The following is a 14,874-nucleotide window of genomic DNA, read 5'->3' as shown; positions in this document are numbered from 1 at the left end:
CTCAGGCCAGGCGTTCGCAGCTATAGGCTTCGGTGCGATAGGGAAACGCGACTTCCTGCCGTCCGGCGAGCGCCGGGTGGCCATCGATGACAGCCTGCAGCGCGGCGCGCACGCGCTCCTGCTCCGTGCCGGGCAGCGAGGCAATGAAGCTCACCGACATCACCCGGTCGACGATCACTTGCTGCGGCGGGCCCGCGTGCGTGTATGGCAGGCTGTGCAGCGCCATGGGGCCGAAGCCCTCGGCGGGAAAGACCCGCTTCCAGTCGCCCTTGTAGAAGCGCGGCGCGTCGCCCTCGTAGGGCGTCATGATGGCGGTCAGCTGCGCGACCCAGTCCACGCTTTCATCGCGTACGTTCCAGACCAGCCCCAGCCGGCCGCCCGGCCGCAGCACGCGGCGGATCCCGGCGATGGCGCGGTCGTTGGCAAACCAGTGGAACGCCTGCGCGCAGACCACTGCGTCTGCGCTGGCATCGGGCAAGGGAATCGCTTCGGCGCTGCCCGCGAGCGCCCGCACGGCCGGCAGCGCACCGGCGAGCTGCGCGCGCATCTGCGCCACCGGCTCGACCGCGATCACCGCTGCACCGGTGTCGGCCAGCCGGCGCGTAAATTTGCCGGTACCGGCACCCAGGTCCAGCACGGTGCGGCCCGGGCCCAGCCCGAGCGTGGCGCGCAGCCAGCCATCGATGGCTTCAGGATATTCGGGGCGTCCGCGCGCGTAGGCATCGGCCTGGCTGGCGAATCCCTGTGCGGCGGCCTGGTGGATGGCGGTCATGGCGGCTCCGGTTGGCTTTACGGTGCCGTAGGCTACGCCCGAAGTCCCCGCGCGGCTAGTGCTGCATGCCCCAGCGTCGTACGGTCAGCCGCTCCAGCGTGGTGAAGACCAGCCCCTCCACCAGCAGGCCGATCAGGATCACCGCCGCCAGGCCTGCGAACACGCGGTCCGTATAAAGCTCGTTGCGGTTCTGAAAAATGAACCAGCCCAGCCCGCCCTTGCCCGACGACGCGCCGAACACCAGCTCGGCCGCGATCAGCGTGCGCCAGGCAAAGGCCCAGCCGATCTTCAGCCCCGACAGGATCGCCGGCAGCGCGGCAGGCACCAGCACCAGCGCGACATAGCGCGGCCCGCGCAGGCCATAGTTGCGCCCGGCCATGCGCAATGTCTGCGGCACCGCCTGGAAGCCGGCGTACATGTTCAGCGCCAGCGGCCACAGCACCGAGTGGACCAGCACGAACACCAGGCTCCTGGTGCCCAGCCCGAACCACAGCAGCGCCAGCGGCAGCAGCGCGATCGCCGGCAGCGGATTGAACATGGCGGTGAGCGTGTCCAGCACATCGCGGCCGAAGCGCGTCGATACCGCCAGCGACGTGAGCACGAACGCCAGCACGATGCCCGCGGCATAGCCGCGCAGCAGCACCGACAGCGACACCGCCGCTTTGCCCGGCAGTTCGCCGCTGGCCACATCCTGGATGAAGGCGCGCAGGGTCGCCAGGAACGTCGGCAGCAGCAGGTCGTTGTCCTGCACGCGTGCCACGATTTCCCACACCAGTGCCAGCGCCAGAAGGATCACGGCCTTGCGCAGCCAGCCGTACTGCCACAGCCGTTGCTGCCACGGCAGCGCGCGCGCCAGCGGCGCTTCGGTGAAGGGTTCGATGTCGCGCTCGTATTCCGGGCGCACCAGCGGCCGGAAGTCGGGACGGAGTTCGGGCGACTCGGGGAGCGCCAGGGTGGATTGCGTCATGATGCTTCTTTCCCTTTCCGCAGTAAGGCTCGCTAGCGGCCCGCGGCGCTGCGCGCGCGCAGCGGCTGCGCGTCGGCGGCGGGCTCGCCGAACAGCATGGTGTGGATGCGTTGCGCGGCGGCCTGGAATTCCGTGCCACCCTGGCTGGCCAGGCTGAACTGGTGGCTGTTCAGTTCGGCGCGTACGCGGCCCGGGTGCGGCGACAGCAGCAGGATGCGGCTGCCCACCACCAGCGCCTCTTCGATCGAATGCGTGACGAACAGCAGCGTGAAACCCGCGTCGTCCCACAGCGCCAGCAGTTCTTCCTGCATGCGCCGGCGCGTCAGCGCGTCGAGCGCGGCAAAGGGCTCGTCCATCAGCAGCACCTTGGGCCGCATCGCCAGCGCCCGCGCGATCGCCACGCGCTGCTTCATGCCGCCCGACAGCGTATGCGGGTAGGCATCGGCGAAATCAGCGAGGCCGACCTTCTCCAGGCTGTCCAGCGCGCGCTCGCGCGCTTCGGCGCGCGACAGGCCGCGCGCCTGCCGCAGCGGGAATATCACGTTCTGCACCACGGTCTTCCACGGCGGCAGCTGGTCGAACTCCTGGAACACGACGATGCGGTCCGGCCCGGGCTGCTGCACGCGCTGGCCTTCCAGGCGGATCTCACCCTCGGCGGGCGCGACGAAGCCGGCCACCGCCTTGAGCAGCGTCGACTTGCCGCAGCCGGACGGCCCCAGCAGCACGAAGCGGTCGCCCGCATGCACGTCGAAGCTGACCCGGTGCGTGGCGCGCACGATGCGCTCGGGCGTGCGGTACTCGAGCGACACGCCGTCAATCTGAAGCAACGGCGGTAGCAGCGGCGCGGCGCGGTCGGACACCACGCGCAGGCTGTGCGTGGCCATGATCAGCTTCCCTGCGCGGTGACCGGGTCCTGGAAGAAATAATCCTGCCAGGACTTGGGCTGGTTGCGGATCGCGCCCACGCGGTGCATGAACGAGGCCAGCGCAAAGGTGTTCTGCGGCGCCACCTTGAACTGCACCTGCGGGTTCTTCAGCACGCGCACCAGCAGCGCGCGGTCGGTCTTTGCCTTGGCCTGGCGCAGGTAGATATCGGCGGCGGCCTCGGGATTGGCGGTGGCGTAGGCAGCCGCTTCAGCCAGCGCATCGACGAACGCGCGGTAGGTCTTCGGATTGTCGTTGCGGAACTTCTCGGTCGCGTACAGCACCGTCGACGAGCTCGGCCCGCCCAGCACGTCGTACGAACTCAGCACGATGCGTGCGTTCGGATTGCCGGCCAGTTCCTGCTCCTGGAACGGCGGGTTGCCGAAATGACCGGTGATTTCCGTGCCGCCCGAGATGATCGCGGCAGCGGCGTCGGGATGCGGCACCGCCACGGTCCACTTGTCGAGCCGGTTGTACTCCTTGTCGCCCCATTGCTTCGCCGCTGCCAGCTGCAGCACGCGCGACTGCACCGACACGCCCACCGCCGGCAAGGCGATGCGGTCCTTCTCGGTGAAATCGGCAATGGTCTTCACCTTGGGGTTGTTGCTCACAAGGTAGTACGGGAAATTGCCCAGCGACGCCACGCCGCGCACGTTCTGCTTGCCATGGGTGCGGTCCCACAGCGTCAGCAGCGGACCGACGCCGGCACCGGCGATATCGATCGCGCCGGACAGCAGCGCATCGTTGACCGCGGCGCCACCGGAAAGCTGGGTCCATTCGACCTTGACGTCGATGCCCTGCTGCCTGCCGTGCTTCTCGATCAGCTGCTGGTCGCGCGCCACGTTGAGCAGCAGGTAGACCACGCCGAACTGCTCGGCGATGCGCAGCTTGCCTTCGGCGTGCGCGGCACCGGAAATCGCCAGGCCGGCGCTCAGCGCGAGCAGGCCCAGCTTGCGGGAAAACCGTTGGAACATGAATGGACTCCGGGAAATCAGGGAAGGGACGCACGCGACATGCGTGAGTCCGGGATGCATGGCGAAGCGATCGCCGCGTCAGCGCGGCACGTCGCCTTCGATGGTGGTGCGGTACATCACGCGCCGCAGGTGGTCCGGACAGCCCGCGGCCAGATGCAGCAGCGAGCGGTTGTCCCAGAACACCAGGTCATGCGGCTGCCATTGGTGGCGGTACACGTGCTCAGGCTTGACGCTGTGCGCGAACAGCTGCTTGAGCAGGTCGCGGCTTTCGTCCTCGGGCAGGCCCGCGATGCGCGTGGTGAAGTGCTCGCTGACGAAGAGCGCCTTCCTGCCGGTTTCGGGATGGGTGCGCACCACCGGCTGCAATACCGGCCTGACCTGCGCGATCTGCTCGGGCATCAGGTTGGGACGCCACGGGCTGCGCTGCTGCAGTTCGGCATAGCGCGCCAGGTAGGTGTGCTCGGCGTACAGGCCGTCGACAGTGCGCTGAAGTTCCGCGGGCAAGGTATCCCATGCCAGGTGCATGTTGGCGAACAGCGTATCGCCGCCTTCGGCGGGCAGCTCGCGCGCATGCAACAGCGAACCCAGGCTCGGCTTCTCCTTGTACGACAGGTCCGAATGCCAGAAGTGGCCGGCATCGCCGAGTCCGATCGGCTTGCCGTTCTCGACCACGTTGGACACCACCAGCACTTCGGGATGGCCGGGTAGCTGGAACTGGTGCAGCACGTGGATCTGCAGCGGCCCGAAGCGGCGGCTGAAGCTGATCTGCTGCGCCGGGGTGATCCGCTGGTCGCGGAACACCACTACGTGGTAGTCGAGGTGGGCGCGATGGATGCGCGCGAAATCGCTGTCGGACAGTGGGCGGGACAGGTCGAGGCCGAGCACCTCCGCGCCCAGCGGCGCGTCCAGCGCGCGGATCTCGAAATCCTGGCCGGCATCGATCGCGGCGGAATGCAGTGCGCTCTGCTGGCGCGAAACTATGGTGTAGGCGGTTGCGGTCGTCATGGCAGCTCTGGCAATTCGGGGGAAGCCTGCGCGGCAACGGGTGCCGCGTGCAAGCTTGCACTGTAGAGAGACGGGGCAAGCAGGGTCAACGAATCAAATCGCTGGGGCTTATCCGCTTATCGCATATCCATGTCTGCACATTGCCCTGCGCGCGCGAAAGAGCGCATCCCATATACGCCGACCCGATATCCAATGCCGGAATCATTCGTTCAGGTCCGCGCACGGCGCCGCTTATCGTTGAGCCGTCCTCCACTTCGAGAAGGTCTGCACGATGAAGACCCAGCGCCCCCGTTCCGCCGCCGGATTCCGCGGTGCCGATGCACTGCCATCCCGATTGAGCCGCCGCGACCTGCTGCGCGGTGCGGCATGGTCAGGCCTTGGCCTGGCCGCATCGCTGTCGCCGCTGTCCGCGTTCAGCGCGAGTCCGTCGGCGCGTCCAGACGTGATCCGCATCGGCGTGGCGCAGCCGGCCACCGGCACGCCGCCCAGCTTCGCCGGCAGCTCGCTCGCGATTGCGCATGCACGCGGCTGGCTGGAGGAATCGTTCAAGCCCACCGGCACGCGCGTCGAGTGGTTCTTCTTCAAGGGCGCAGGCCCCGCGGTCAACGAGGCGCTGGCCAACCGCCAGCTCGATTTCGCGCTGCAGGGCGACCTGCCGTCGCTCGTCGGCCGCGCCGCCGGGCTGAAGACGCGGCTGGTGCTTGCCACCGGTGTGCGCGCCAACATCTATGTCGGCGTGCCGCCCGACTCGCCGCTGAAGACGCTGGCCGACCTGCGCGGCAAGCGCGTGTCGCTGTTCAAGGGCACCAACATGCATCTGCCGGCGCTGCGCCTGCTGGAGGCCAACGGCCTCACCGACAGGGACCTGCGCCTGCTGAATCTCGACACTGCGGGCTACCTCGCGGCGCTGTCCACCAGGGACATCGACGCGGCCATCGGCGCCATGGACATCCTGCGCCTGCGCGACAAGGGCGCGGTGCGCATCCTCTATTCGAGCAAGAACCAGTCGCCGATCTACACCCGCCAGAGCCACGTGCTGGTGACGGACGATATCGCCAGCCGCTATCCCGAGGCCACGCAGCACCTGGTGAAGACCGCCGTCGAGGCCGCGCGCTGGGCTTCCGACGAAAGCCATCGCGAAGAGGTGCTGCGCACCTGGGCGCGCGCCGGCACGCCGTACGAGCACTGGAAGGAAGACTTCGACGGCGAGCCGCTGCGCGTGCGCCTGAACCCGAACTTCGATCCCTTTCTGGTGAGCCGCTACAAGGACGCCGTCGAGCAGGCCTATCGCTTCCGCCTGAGCCGCGCGCGCTTCGACGTCGACCAGTGGATCGACCAGCGCTTTCTCAAGGCCGCGCTCAACGACCTGAGCCTGCAGTCCTACTGGCCCGTGTACCAGCCCAACGGCAAGATCCTGGGAGCCTGATGCCATGTCCGTCGCCGAACTCTCGCTGCCCGCCGCACAGCACGGTGCCTCGCGTGCGGCCCCATTGCGCAAGGCCCTGAACTGGCGCAATGCCACGCGCTGGCTGCTGGCCTGGCCGGTGCCGCTGACACTGCTGCTGCTGTGGTACGTGGCATCGCGCCATGCCTGGATTCCGCCGCAGGTGCTGCCCGCGCCGGAAGACGTGGCACACACGCTGGCCGGGCTGTGGACCAGCGGTGAACTGCAGGCCAACCTTGCCATCAGCGCGCTGCGCGTGGCCGGCGGCTTCGGCGTGGGACTGCTCGGCGGACTCGCGCTGGGCGCGGCGATGGGCCTGTCGCCGACGCTGCGCGACTACGTGTACCCGACCTTCAAGGCCTTCAGCCAGGTGCCGGTGCTGGGCTGGCTGCCGCTGCTGATGCTGCTGGTCGGCATCGACGAAGCGCTCAAGGTCATTCTGATCGCCAAGGCGGCGTTCGTGCCCGTGGCGCTGAACACGTACAAGGGCATCGGCAGCGTGCCGGTGCGCTACCTGGAAGTGGCGCGCGTGCTGCAGCTGACGCGCTGGCAGACGCTCGCGCGCGTGGTGCTGCCCGCGGCGGCGGCACCGGTGTGGAACGGCGTGCGCTACGGCCTCACGCACGCCTGGCTGGCGCTGGTGGTGGTGGAGCTGCTGGCTTCGTCCGAGGGGCTGGGCTACATGATCGTCTACGGCCGCCAGCTGTTCCAGCTCGACATGGTGCTTGCCGCGGTGGTGGTGGTGGGCGTGATCGGCTTCGCGCTTGACAAGGTTCTGGCGCTGGCCGAGGGCGCGGTGCTGCGCTGGCGCAAGCCCGGATTCTGAACGGAGGCCACCAATGACCGTATCCGCCAGGCATTTCCGTCTTGCCGTGCCGCGCGCGCTGCGCGGCTGGATCCTGCCGCTGGTGCTGGTGGCGCTGTGGTGGGCTGCCGTGCGCTTCCACTGGACCACATCCCCGCTGCTGGTGCCGGTCTCCGCCGTATGGGACACCGCCGTGCGCCAGCTGCAGAGCGGCGCGCTCCTTGTCTCGCTGTCGGCCAGCCTGTGGCGCGACGTGGCCGGCTTTGCGATCGGCGCCAGCGCGGGGCTGGTGTTCGGCGCTGCGCTGGGGCTGTCGCGGCTGTTCGAGCGGCTGGTCGGCCCGAGCTTCCATACCGTCAAGCAGATCTCGCTGTTCGCATGGATTCCGCTGATCTCGGTGTGGTTCGGGCTGGGCGATACCGCCAAGGTGGTGTTCCTGTCGCTGGCGGCATTCTTTCCGGTGGTGCTCAACACCTTCGAAGGCATCCGCGCAGTGCCCGCCGACCTGCTGGAAGTGGCGCGCGTGCTGCGCTTCAGCCGCGCGCAGGTGCTGTGGCGCGTGGTGCTGCCGTCGGCGGCGCCGTCGATCTTCGCCGGCATCCATCTGGGGCTGATCTACGCGTGGCTGGCGACGCTCGGCGCCGAATACCTGCTGGTCTCGGGCAAGGGCATCGGCAACACCATGATCGACGGCCGCGAGAACTTCTGGATGGACCTGGTGATCGTCGGCGTGATCGTGGTCGGGCTGGTCGGCTTCACGCTCAACTGGATCGCCAGCCGCATCGAACGACGGCTGCTCGCGTGGCGCGGCAGCTCGGTGGCGGCGGGCTGAGCCCGACGCTTGCTCAATATTTCCGGAGAGAACGACATGGCGCATGCCGGCACGCTCAGCATCGCACACCTGCACAAGCAGTACGAGGTCAAGGGCCGCACCCTGCCCGTGCTGGAGGACATCACGCTGACCATCGCCCCGGGCGAGTTCTTCAGCATCGTCGGCGCCAGCGGCTGCGGCAAGTCGACCTTGCTGCGGCTGGTGGTGGGGCTGGAAGAAGACTATCGCGGCGAGATCCTGCTCGATGGCAAGCGCGTGGCCGGCACCAGCCTGCAGCGCGGCATCGTGTTCCAGGAGCACCGGCTGTTCCCATGGCTGACGGTCGAGCAGAACATCCGGCTGGCGCTGCTGAACACGCCGGGCAGCGCGGCGGAGAAGGACCGCAACGTTGCCGAGCATATCGCGCTGGTCGGGCTGCGCGGCTTCGAGCAGGCGTATCCGCACCAGCTCTCCGGCGGCATGTCGCAGCGCGTGGCGCTCGCCCGCGCGCTGGTGACACGCCCCGGGATCCTGCTGCTCGACGAACCGTTTGGCGCGCTCGACGCGATGACGCGCACGTACCTGCAGCAGGAGCTGCACCGCATTTGGCAGGCCGAGGGCATCACCATGATTCTGGTCACGCATGACGTCGAGGAGGCGGTGTACCTGGGCGATCGCGTGGTGGTGATGGAGCCGCGGCCCGGCCGCATCCGCCGCATCGTGCCGGTCGACCTGCCGCATCCGCGCCAGCGCGCCGGACAGGCCTTTTCGCGCGTGCGCGATGCCGTGCTGCAGGAGTTCGCCGGACAGGCCATCGCCGCCGAAGCCATTGCCGACCCCGCCTGACCTGATTCGAACGATTTACCCACCCTGATTTCACCGGAGCCCAGCGATGACCCAAGCCATCCACCAAGACCAGCCAGTCCAGCTCGATATCCATCCGGTAGCCGGCCGCATCGGCGCCGAAGTGCGCGGCGTCGCCTTGCATGGCGACCTGCCCGCCGGGACCTTCGCCGCCGTCCGCGCCGCGCTGCTGCAGCACAAGGTGCTGTTCTTCCGCGATCAACTTCACCTCGACGACAGTGCGCAGCAGCGCTTTGCCGCGCTGTTCGGCGAACTGGTGCCGCACCCCACCGTGCCGTCGCGCGACGGCACGCAACTGCTCGAACTCGATTCCGAGCACGGCGGCCGCGCCAATTCCTGGCATACCGACGTGACCTTCGACCTGGCCTATCCGGCGGTGTCGGTGCTGCGTGCCGTGACCGTGCCCGCGTTCGGCGGCGACACCGTGTGGGCCAACACCGCCGCGGCATACCAGGACCTGCCCGAGCCGCTGCGCGAGCTGGCCGACAAGCTGTGGGCGCTGCACACCAACGACTACGACTACGCGGCCACGCGCGTGAACGCCAGCAGCGAGGGCCTGAAGCGCTATCGCGAGGTGTTCACCTCGGCGCTCTATGAAACCGAGCACCCGGTGGTGCGCGTGCATCCCGAATCCGGCGAGCGCACGCTGGTGCTCGGCCACTTCGTCAAGAAGCTGCTCGGCTATTCGTCGGTCGATTCGGCGCACCTGGTGTCGGTGCTGCAGGGCCATGTGCACCGGCTCGAGAACACGGTGCGCTGGCGCTGGCGCGCGGGCGACGTCGCGATCTGGGACAACCGCGCCACGCAGCATTACGCCATCAATGACTACGGCGACGCCAGGCGCGTGGTGCGCCGCGCCACCGTGGCCGGCGCGGTGCCGGTCAGCGTGGACGGGCGCCACAGCGTGGCGGTCAAGGCCGGCGTGCGCCGCGACGACACGGCCCCGGCCAACCAGCCGGCAGAACACACCGGCGCAGCCGCACAGCGCGCCGCGTGAGTCGTGCCCGCGGCCGGCACGCTCGCGCCGGCCGCATATCCAAATGCAATAAGGTTCCTTGCCTCGCTGGGTGCCGTCCGTGACCATAGCGCCCGAACTGCCTGGGCGGTGCGGCGGCCGGCTGGTACCATCGCTCGGCCCGGCGGCGCGCATTTGCGTGCGCGGCGCCGCCAGGCATGTTTGGCACACAACCCAGAGAAGAACATGAGACTCGAAACTTTGGCCGTCCATGGCGGCTACTCGCCCGATCCGACCACCCGCGCGGTGGCGGTGCCGATCTACCAGACGGTGGCCTACGCCTTCGACAATGCGCAGCATGGCGCCGACCTGTTCGACCTGAAGGTCGCGGGCAACATCTACAGCCGCATCATGAACCCGACCAACGACGTGCTCGAGCAGCGCCTGGCCGCGCTAGAGGGCGGCGTTGGCGCGCTGGCGCTGGCGTCGGGCATGGCCGCGATCACCTACGCGATCCAGACCATCGCGGAGGCCGGCGACAACATCGTTTCGTCGAGCCAGCTGTATGGCGGCACTTACAACCTGCTGGCGCACACGCTGCCGCAGTCGGGCATCGAAACCCGCTTTGCCGACGGGCGCAACCCGTCCAGCTTCGGCGACCTGATCGACGAGCGCACCAAGGCCGTGTTCGTCGAGTCGGTGGGCAACCCGCTCGGCAACGTGGTCGACATCGAGGCGATCGCGCGCGTGGCGCACAACCACGGCGTGCCGCTGATCGTGGACAACACCGTGCCCTCGCCCTACCTGTGCCGGCCGTTCGAGCATGGCGCCGACATCGTGGTGCATTCGCTGACCAAGTACCTGGGCGGCCACGGCAACAGCGTCGGCGGTGCCATCGTCGACAGCGGCAAGTTCCCGTGGGCACAGCACAAGGCGCGCTTCCGGCGCCTGAACGAGCCGGATGTGTCGTACCACGGCGTGGTCTATACGGAGGCGCTGGGCGCGGCGGCCTATATCGGCCGCGCGCGCGTGGTGCCGCTGCGCAATACCGGCGCGGCGCTGTCGCCGTTCAACGCGTTCCTGATCCTGCAAGGCATCGAGACACTGGCGCTGCGGCTGGACCGCATCACCGAAAACGCGCTGGCGATCGCACGCCACCTGCAGCAGCACCCGAAGGTGGAATGGGTCAACTTTGCCGGCCTGCCCGACCATGCGGACCACGCACTGGTGCAGAAGTACCTGGGCGGCCGCGGTCCCGGCATCCTGTCGTTCGGCCTGAAGCAGGGCGGCCGCGAAGGCGGGGCGCGTTTCCTGGATGCGCTGCAGCTGTTCACGCGGCTGGTCAATATCGGCGATGCCAAGTCGCTGGCCACGCATCCGGCATCGACCACGCATCGCCAGCTCAACCCCGAGGAGCTGAAGGCGGCTGGCGTCAGCGAGGATATGGTGCGGCTGTCGGTGGGCATCGAGCATATCGATGACCTGATCGAGGACCTGGAGCGCGCGCTGGCGGCAGCGTAAGCGCAGGTTTGCCCCCCTCTCCCGCCTGCGGGAGAGGGGGGAGCGTTCACTGCCGGCGTTGGTTTTCTTCCATCGCCGTTCCCTGCGCCAGCTTCTTCCCCCGCGCCTCCAGCAGGAAGTACCCCACCGTCCCTACTGCCAGCGGTATCAGGTAATACAACGCCCGATACGCGATCAACGCCGCCAGCAACAACCCATGCGGCACCTGTCCGCCCAGCATCGTCAGGAACACCGTCTCGACAACCCCAAGGGCGCCCGGCACGCGGATCACCACGCCCGCCAGTCCGGAGGCAAGGTACACGCCGAGCACCGTGTAATAGTCCGCATGCGTATGCAGGAAGGCATGCAGGATGGCCGCCACCGCCGCCCAGTTGCCCGCCGACACCAGGATCTGCAACAGCGCGAAGCGCGGTGACGGCACATAGATATCATGGTCGCGCACAGTACGGTGCCGACCCTGCCACGCCGCACATGCCGCTATGTAGCCAGCCGGCGCGGCCAGCATCACTACGCCAATCAGCCGCGTCGCCGCCGGCGGGATACCCCACCCGGGCGGCAGCACTACCAGCTGCCCGGCCAGGATGATGCCCGCCAGCAGCGCGTAGCCGAGCCAGTTGCTGCTGACCGCCACCGCGAACACGCTCCAGATCTGCGGCGGGCTCAGGCCCGCGTGCGAATACAGCCGGTAGCGCACGCCCGCGCCGCCGAGCGTCGCGCCCAGGTTCAGGCTCATGGTGTAGCTGACATAGGCGATCGCCATCACCCGATGCACCGGCAGCGGGTGGCCGGCGTAGCGGCACCCCAGCACGTCGAACTGGCTGTACAGCAGACCCGTCAGCACCACGAACCCCGCGGCTGGCAACAGCGTGCGGCGGTCGAAGCCGCGCAGCGCGGCTAGCACCGCGTCCCAGTCGATGGTGCCAAGCTTGCGCGCGATCAGCGCAAGCACTGCCGCGATGAACAGGATGCCGATCGCGCGCCGCCACATCGGCCAGCGCGCGTGGTGCCGGATTGCCGAAAGCGCCTGCGCGACCATCACTCGGCCTCCCGTTCCAGCACGAATACGCGGCGGCGCCCGCGCGGGTCGCCGGCTTGCGGCGTCACCAGCCGCGGCGTATGCGCGGGCAGCCAGCCGACCCACGCCGGGAAGCGGCGCAGGAAGTGGAACATCAGCGTGGCGCCGGCCGCGTCCAGCAGCGAGCGCTCGTGCCGGCGCGGCGGCACCTCGCGGCAGCGTTCGGCGATCAGCGCCTGCAGCCTGCCGCGCAGCCGCTGCGCGAAGGCGGTGTCGCGGATCACCAGGTTGGCTTCGAGATTCAGCGACAGGCTGAGCGGGTCGAGGTTGCTCGAACCCACCGTGGCCCATTGCTCGTCGACGACGGCGACCTTGCCGTGGAACGGCCGCTCGACGTACTCGAGGATCTGCACCCCGGAGTCCTGCAGGTGGCAATACAGCAGGCCACCGGCACGCGCGACCCATGGCATGTCGGGCTTGCCCTGCAGCAGCAGGCGCACCTGTATGCCGCGCCCAGCGGCTTCGCACAGCGCGTGCAGCAGCCGGTAGCCCGGCAGGAAATAAGCGTTGGCGATGACCACCTCGCGCCGCGCGGCGCGGATCGCATCGAGGTAGGCAAACTCGATGTCGTTGCGATGGCGATGGTTGTCGCGCGTGACCAGACGCACCGGACCCGGCGGCGCCGTGTTGCAGCCCGGCGGCGGCGGTGCCAGCCTGCCCTGCAGGCATGCGCCGGGGATGGCCCGCGCGAGGAAGTCATGCACCTGCCGCGCCGCGGGGCCGGCGATTTCCACGGCATAGTCCTGCTTGGCCCGTGGCCCGTAGCCATACAGGTGCTGCGCCGAGAAATTGATGCCGCCGACAAAGGCCACCTCGCCGTCGATCGCGACCAGCTTGCGGTGCATGCGCCGGAAGATATGCGTGCGCACGCCCAGCAGGCGGCGGCAGGGCGAGAATGTGCAGAAGTGCACGCCCGCCTTGACCAGCTCTGTAATGAATGCAGGGGGCAGGTCATGCGAGCCGAAGCCGTCGACCGTGACGGCCACGCGCACGCCGCGCCGCGCGGCAGCCAGCAGCGCGGCGTGCAATTTCGTTCCTGCCTCGTCGTCGAACAGGATAAAAGTTTCCACCAGCACGCTTTCGCGCGCTTGCGCGATCGCCTCGAATACGCGCGGGAAGTACTCTTCTCCGTTCTCCAGCAGGCGGATGCTGTCGGGGGCGGACGGCAACGGTGTCATGGCCCGAGAGGCGCTGCAAACACCATGCCAGCGCCGGGGTGTTGCCGGGGGCGCCCGGGCCGCTCAGCCAGGGCCGCGCCGCCGGCGGACCACCAGGGCCGTCAGCAGCACGCCCGCCAGCAGCCCCGCCGTGCCCACCCCGGCCATGGTGAGCGGCGGCATGCCGGGATTGGGCGGCGCACCCGCCTGCTGTGCCAGCGCGCGCCAGTCGGCGGCTGTGATCTGCGTCATGCTGATGGCGTTGTCCAGGCCGTACACGCAGACTTCGCCGCCAGGCAGCTTGCAGAAGCGCTCACGCGGGCAGGCCTTGAGGATCTCCTGCGGCGCGCCTTCGCCGCAGCGCGCGCCGGCACTGCGCAGGACCTGCAGCGTGACATCGGGATGCCGGGTCAGTTGTTCGGGCATGGCGGCCTCCGTGCAAGGATGGGCTGGCGGTCTTTCAGCGTAGCGCACGGCGCTGCCTGCAGGCAGCCTATATGCGCTTCAGGCATATCGGCATGATTAAGTACTCGTTCGCCAGATGACTTGCCTTCCATACAATGGGCTCTCCAACGAACGATCAATGAACAAACAGGGGAGCGTTTTGATGCGATACGGGAAATTCGGCTTCGCGGTAGCCGCGGCAGTACTGGCGCTGGGCGTGGTGCAGGGCGCAAGCGCCGCCGATCCGGACAAGAAGGAAATCCGCTTCGGCGCCACCGCCGGCCCGTACGCCGACCAGATCCGCTACGGCGTGAAGCCGGTGCTGGAGAAGCGCGGCTACAAGGTCACCATCATCGAGTTCAGTGACTACGTGCAGCCCAACCTGGCGCTGGCCGACGGCGCCATCGACGCCAACGCCTTCCAGCACGTGGCCTACCTGAAGAAGTTCTCGGCTGACCGCAAGCTGCAGCTGACCGACATCATCCAGGTCCCGACCGCGCCGATCGGCATCTACAGCCACAAGCACAAGACGCTGGCGGAGGTGAAGCCGGGCAATACCGTCTCGCTGCCGAATGACCCCACCAACCTGGCGCGTGCCATCGCCATCCTGCAGCAGGTGGGCTGGGTCACGCTCAAGCCGGGCACCGACCCGATCCGCGCCAGCGAGCGCGACATCGATGCCAATCCGCACAAGCTCAAGCTGGTCCAGCTGGAGGCCGCGCAACTGCCGCGTTCGCTCGACGATGTCGACTACGCCTTCGTCAACGGCAACTTCGCGCTGGCCGCGGGGCTGAAGCTGACCACCGCGCTGGCGCTGGAGAAGATTCCCGACTACTACATGAACCTGGTGGCGGTGAAGACTGCGGACGTCAACAAGCCGTTCGTCAAGGACATCAAGGAGGCCTACCAGTCGGCCGAGTTCAAGGCGGTGACGCAGCAGCGCTTCGCGGGCTTCGTGCCGCCGCCGTACCAGCGCTGATCCGGCTCGGATCATCTGCGCAGGGCTCCCGCACGGGAGCCCTTTTTCGTTGGCGGTGCCCGGATCCGCTCCGCCTTGTGCACGGCAAGACAATTGCCGCCGCCATTGCGCCGCAAATACCCTACACTCGACTACACATGCCGCGCGCGCCCACAAAGCACGCCCGGGATCACAACAC

Annotated in this window: 15 protein-coding genes; 7 read left to right on the top strand and 8 right to left on the bottom strand. The window is 68.4% G+C overall.

The annotated features are described in order from the left end of the window. Position 1 precedes the first annotated feature (1 nt). From ACAD63_RS23370 to ACAD63_RS23350, 5 genes are all read right to left on the bottom strand, one after another. Positions 2 to 772 (bottom strand): class I SAM-dependent methyltransferase, encoded by a 771-nt coding sequence (locus ACAD63_RS23370; RefSeq protein ID WP_133095885.1) that lies wholly within the window; start codon positions 770 to 772, stop codon positions 2 to 4. 55 nt (positions 773 to 827) lie between these two features. Then, entirely contained in the window at positions 828 to 1,739 is a 912-nt protein-coding gene (locus ACAD63_RS23365; RefSeq protein ID WP_195430023.1) for an ABC transporter permease, read from the bottom strand. A gap of 32 nt (positions 1,740 to 1,771) precedes the next feature. After that, entirely contained in the window at positions 1,772 to 2,623 is an 852-nt protein-coding gene (locus ACAD63_RS23360; protein ID WP_135703171.1) for an ABC transporter ATP-binding protein, read from the bottom strand. A gap of 2 nt (positions 2,624 to 2,625) precedes the next feature. Next, complete coding sequence (locus ACAD63_RS23355; RefSeq protein ID WP_135703172.1) at positions 2,626 to 3,636, bottom strand: ABC transporter substrate-binding protein; 1,011 nt, start codon at positions 3,634 to 3,636, stop codon at positions 2,626 to 2,628. 78 nt (positions 3,637 to 3,714) lie between these two features. Further along, on the bottom strand, positions 3,715 to 4,641 hold the full coding sequence (locus tag ACAD63_RS23350) for a TauD/TfdA dioxygenase family protein (protein ID WP_135703173.1): 927 nt from the start codon (positions 4,639 to 4,641) through the stop codon (positions 3,715 to 3,717). Between the two features lie 271 nt (positions 4,642 to 4,912). Here ACAD63_RS23350 and ACAD63_RS23345 point away from each other — a divergent pair, with 271 nt between their 5' ends. From ACAD63_RS23345 to ACAD63_RS23320, 6 genes are all read left to right on the top strand, one after another. Continuing rightward, positions 4,913 to 6,067, top strand: a complete 1,155-nt coding sequence (locus tag ACAD63_RS23345) for an ABC transporter substrate-binding protein (protein WP_434034421.1) — start codon at positions 4,913 to 4,915, stop codon at positions 6,065 to 6,067. 4 nt (positions 6,068 to 6,071) lie between these two features. Then, positions 6,072 to 6,911 carry an ABC transporter permease gene (locus ACAD63_RS23340; RefSeq protein ID WP_135703174.1) on the top strand — a complete coding sequence of 280 codons (840 nt, stop codon included), beginning with the start codon at positions 6,072 to 6,074 and terminating at the stop codon, positions 6,909 to 6,911. A 13-nt stretch (positions 6,912 to 6,924) separates the two neighbouring features. Further along, positions 6,925 to 7,722 carry an ABC transporter permease gene (locus tag ACAD63_RS23335; protein ID WP_434034420.1) on the top strand — a complete coding sequence of 266 codons (798 nt, stop codon included), beginning with the start codon at positions 6,925 to 6,927 and terminating at the stop codon, positions 7,720 to 7,722. Between the two features lie 36 nt (positions 7,723 to 7,758). Beyond that, positions 7,759 to 8,547, top strand: a complete 789-nt coding sequence (locus ACAD63_RS23330; protein ID WP_434034680.1) for an ABC transporter ATP-binding protein — start codon at positions 7,759 to 7,761, stop codon at positions 8,545 to 8,547. 46 nt (positions 8,548 to 8,593) lie between these two features. Further along, a complete protein-coding gene (locus tag ACAD63_RS23325; protein ID WP_434034419.1) occupies positions 8,594 to 9,562 on the top strand; it encodes a TauD/TfdA dioxygenase family protein in 969 nt (322 codons plus the stop codon). A 204-nt stretch (positions 9,563 to 9,766) separates the two neighbouring features. Then, the gene (locus ACAD63_RS23320) at positions 9,767 to 11,041 is read left to right on the top strand and encodes an O-acetylhomoserine aminocarboxypropyltransferase/cysteine synthase family protein (RefSeq protein WP_434034418.1); all 1,275 of its coding nucleotides are present in this window, start codon (positions 9,767 to 9,769) and stop codon (positions 11,039 to 11,041) included. A gap of 46 nt (positions 11,042 to 11,087) precedes the next feature. On the opposite strand, the gene ACAD63_RS23315 is transcribed toward ACAD63_RS23320, so the two are convergent. The 3 genes from ACAD63_RS23315 to ACAD63_RS23305 form a co-directional block, all read right to left on the bottom strand. Beyond that, a complete protein-coding gene (locus tag ACAD63_RS23315) occupies positions 11,088 to 12,077 on the bottom strand; it encodes a lysylphosphatidylglycerol synthase domain-containing protein (protein ID WP_133096038.1) in 990 nt (329 codons plus the stop codon). Further along, positions 12,077 to 13,294 carry a cardiolipin synthase ClsB gene (clsB, locus tag ACAD63_RS23310; RefSeq protein ID WP_434034417.1) on the bottom strand — a complete coding sequence of 406 codons (1,218 nt, stop codon included), beginning with the start codon at positions 13,292 to 13,294 and terminating at the stop codon, positions 12,077 to 12,079. Before clsB ends, ACAD63_RS23315 begins: the two co-directional genes overlap by 1 nt. A gap of 63 nt (positions 13,295 to 13,357) precedes the next feature. Beyond that, positions 13,358 to 13,699 (bottom strand): hypothetical protein, encoded by a 342-nt coding sequence (locus ACAD63_RS23305; RefSeq protein WP_135703178.1) that lies wholly within the window; start codon positions 13,697 to 13,699, stop codon positions 13,358 to 13,360. A 181-nt stretch (positions 13,700 to 13,880) separates the two neighbouring features. Between ACAD63_RS23305 and ACAD63_RS23300 the strand changes: the two genes are divergently transcribed. Then, positions 13,881 to 14,696 (top strand): MetQ/NlpA family ABC transporter substrate-binding protein, encoded by an 816-nt coding sequence (locus tag ACAD63_RS23300; protein WP_133095893.1) that lies wholly within the window; start codon positions 13,881 to 13,883, stop codon positions 14,694 to 14,696. Positions 14,697 to 14,874 lie beyond the last annotated feature (178 nt).

Origin of the sequence: Cupriavidus sp. a3, from assembly GCF_051015765.1 — a bacterium.
Classification (GTDB): domain Bacteria; phylum Pseudomonadota; class Gammaproteobacteria; order Burkholderiales; family Burkholderiaceae; genus Cupriavidus; species Cupriavidus oxalaticus_A.
The sequence above is the reverse complement of the archived record's forward strand: the minus strand, read 5'-3'. Positions and strand labels throughout refer to the sequence as shown.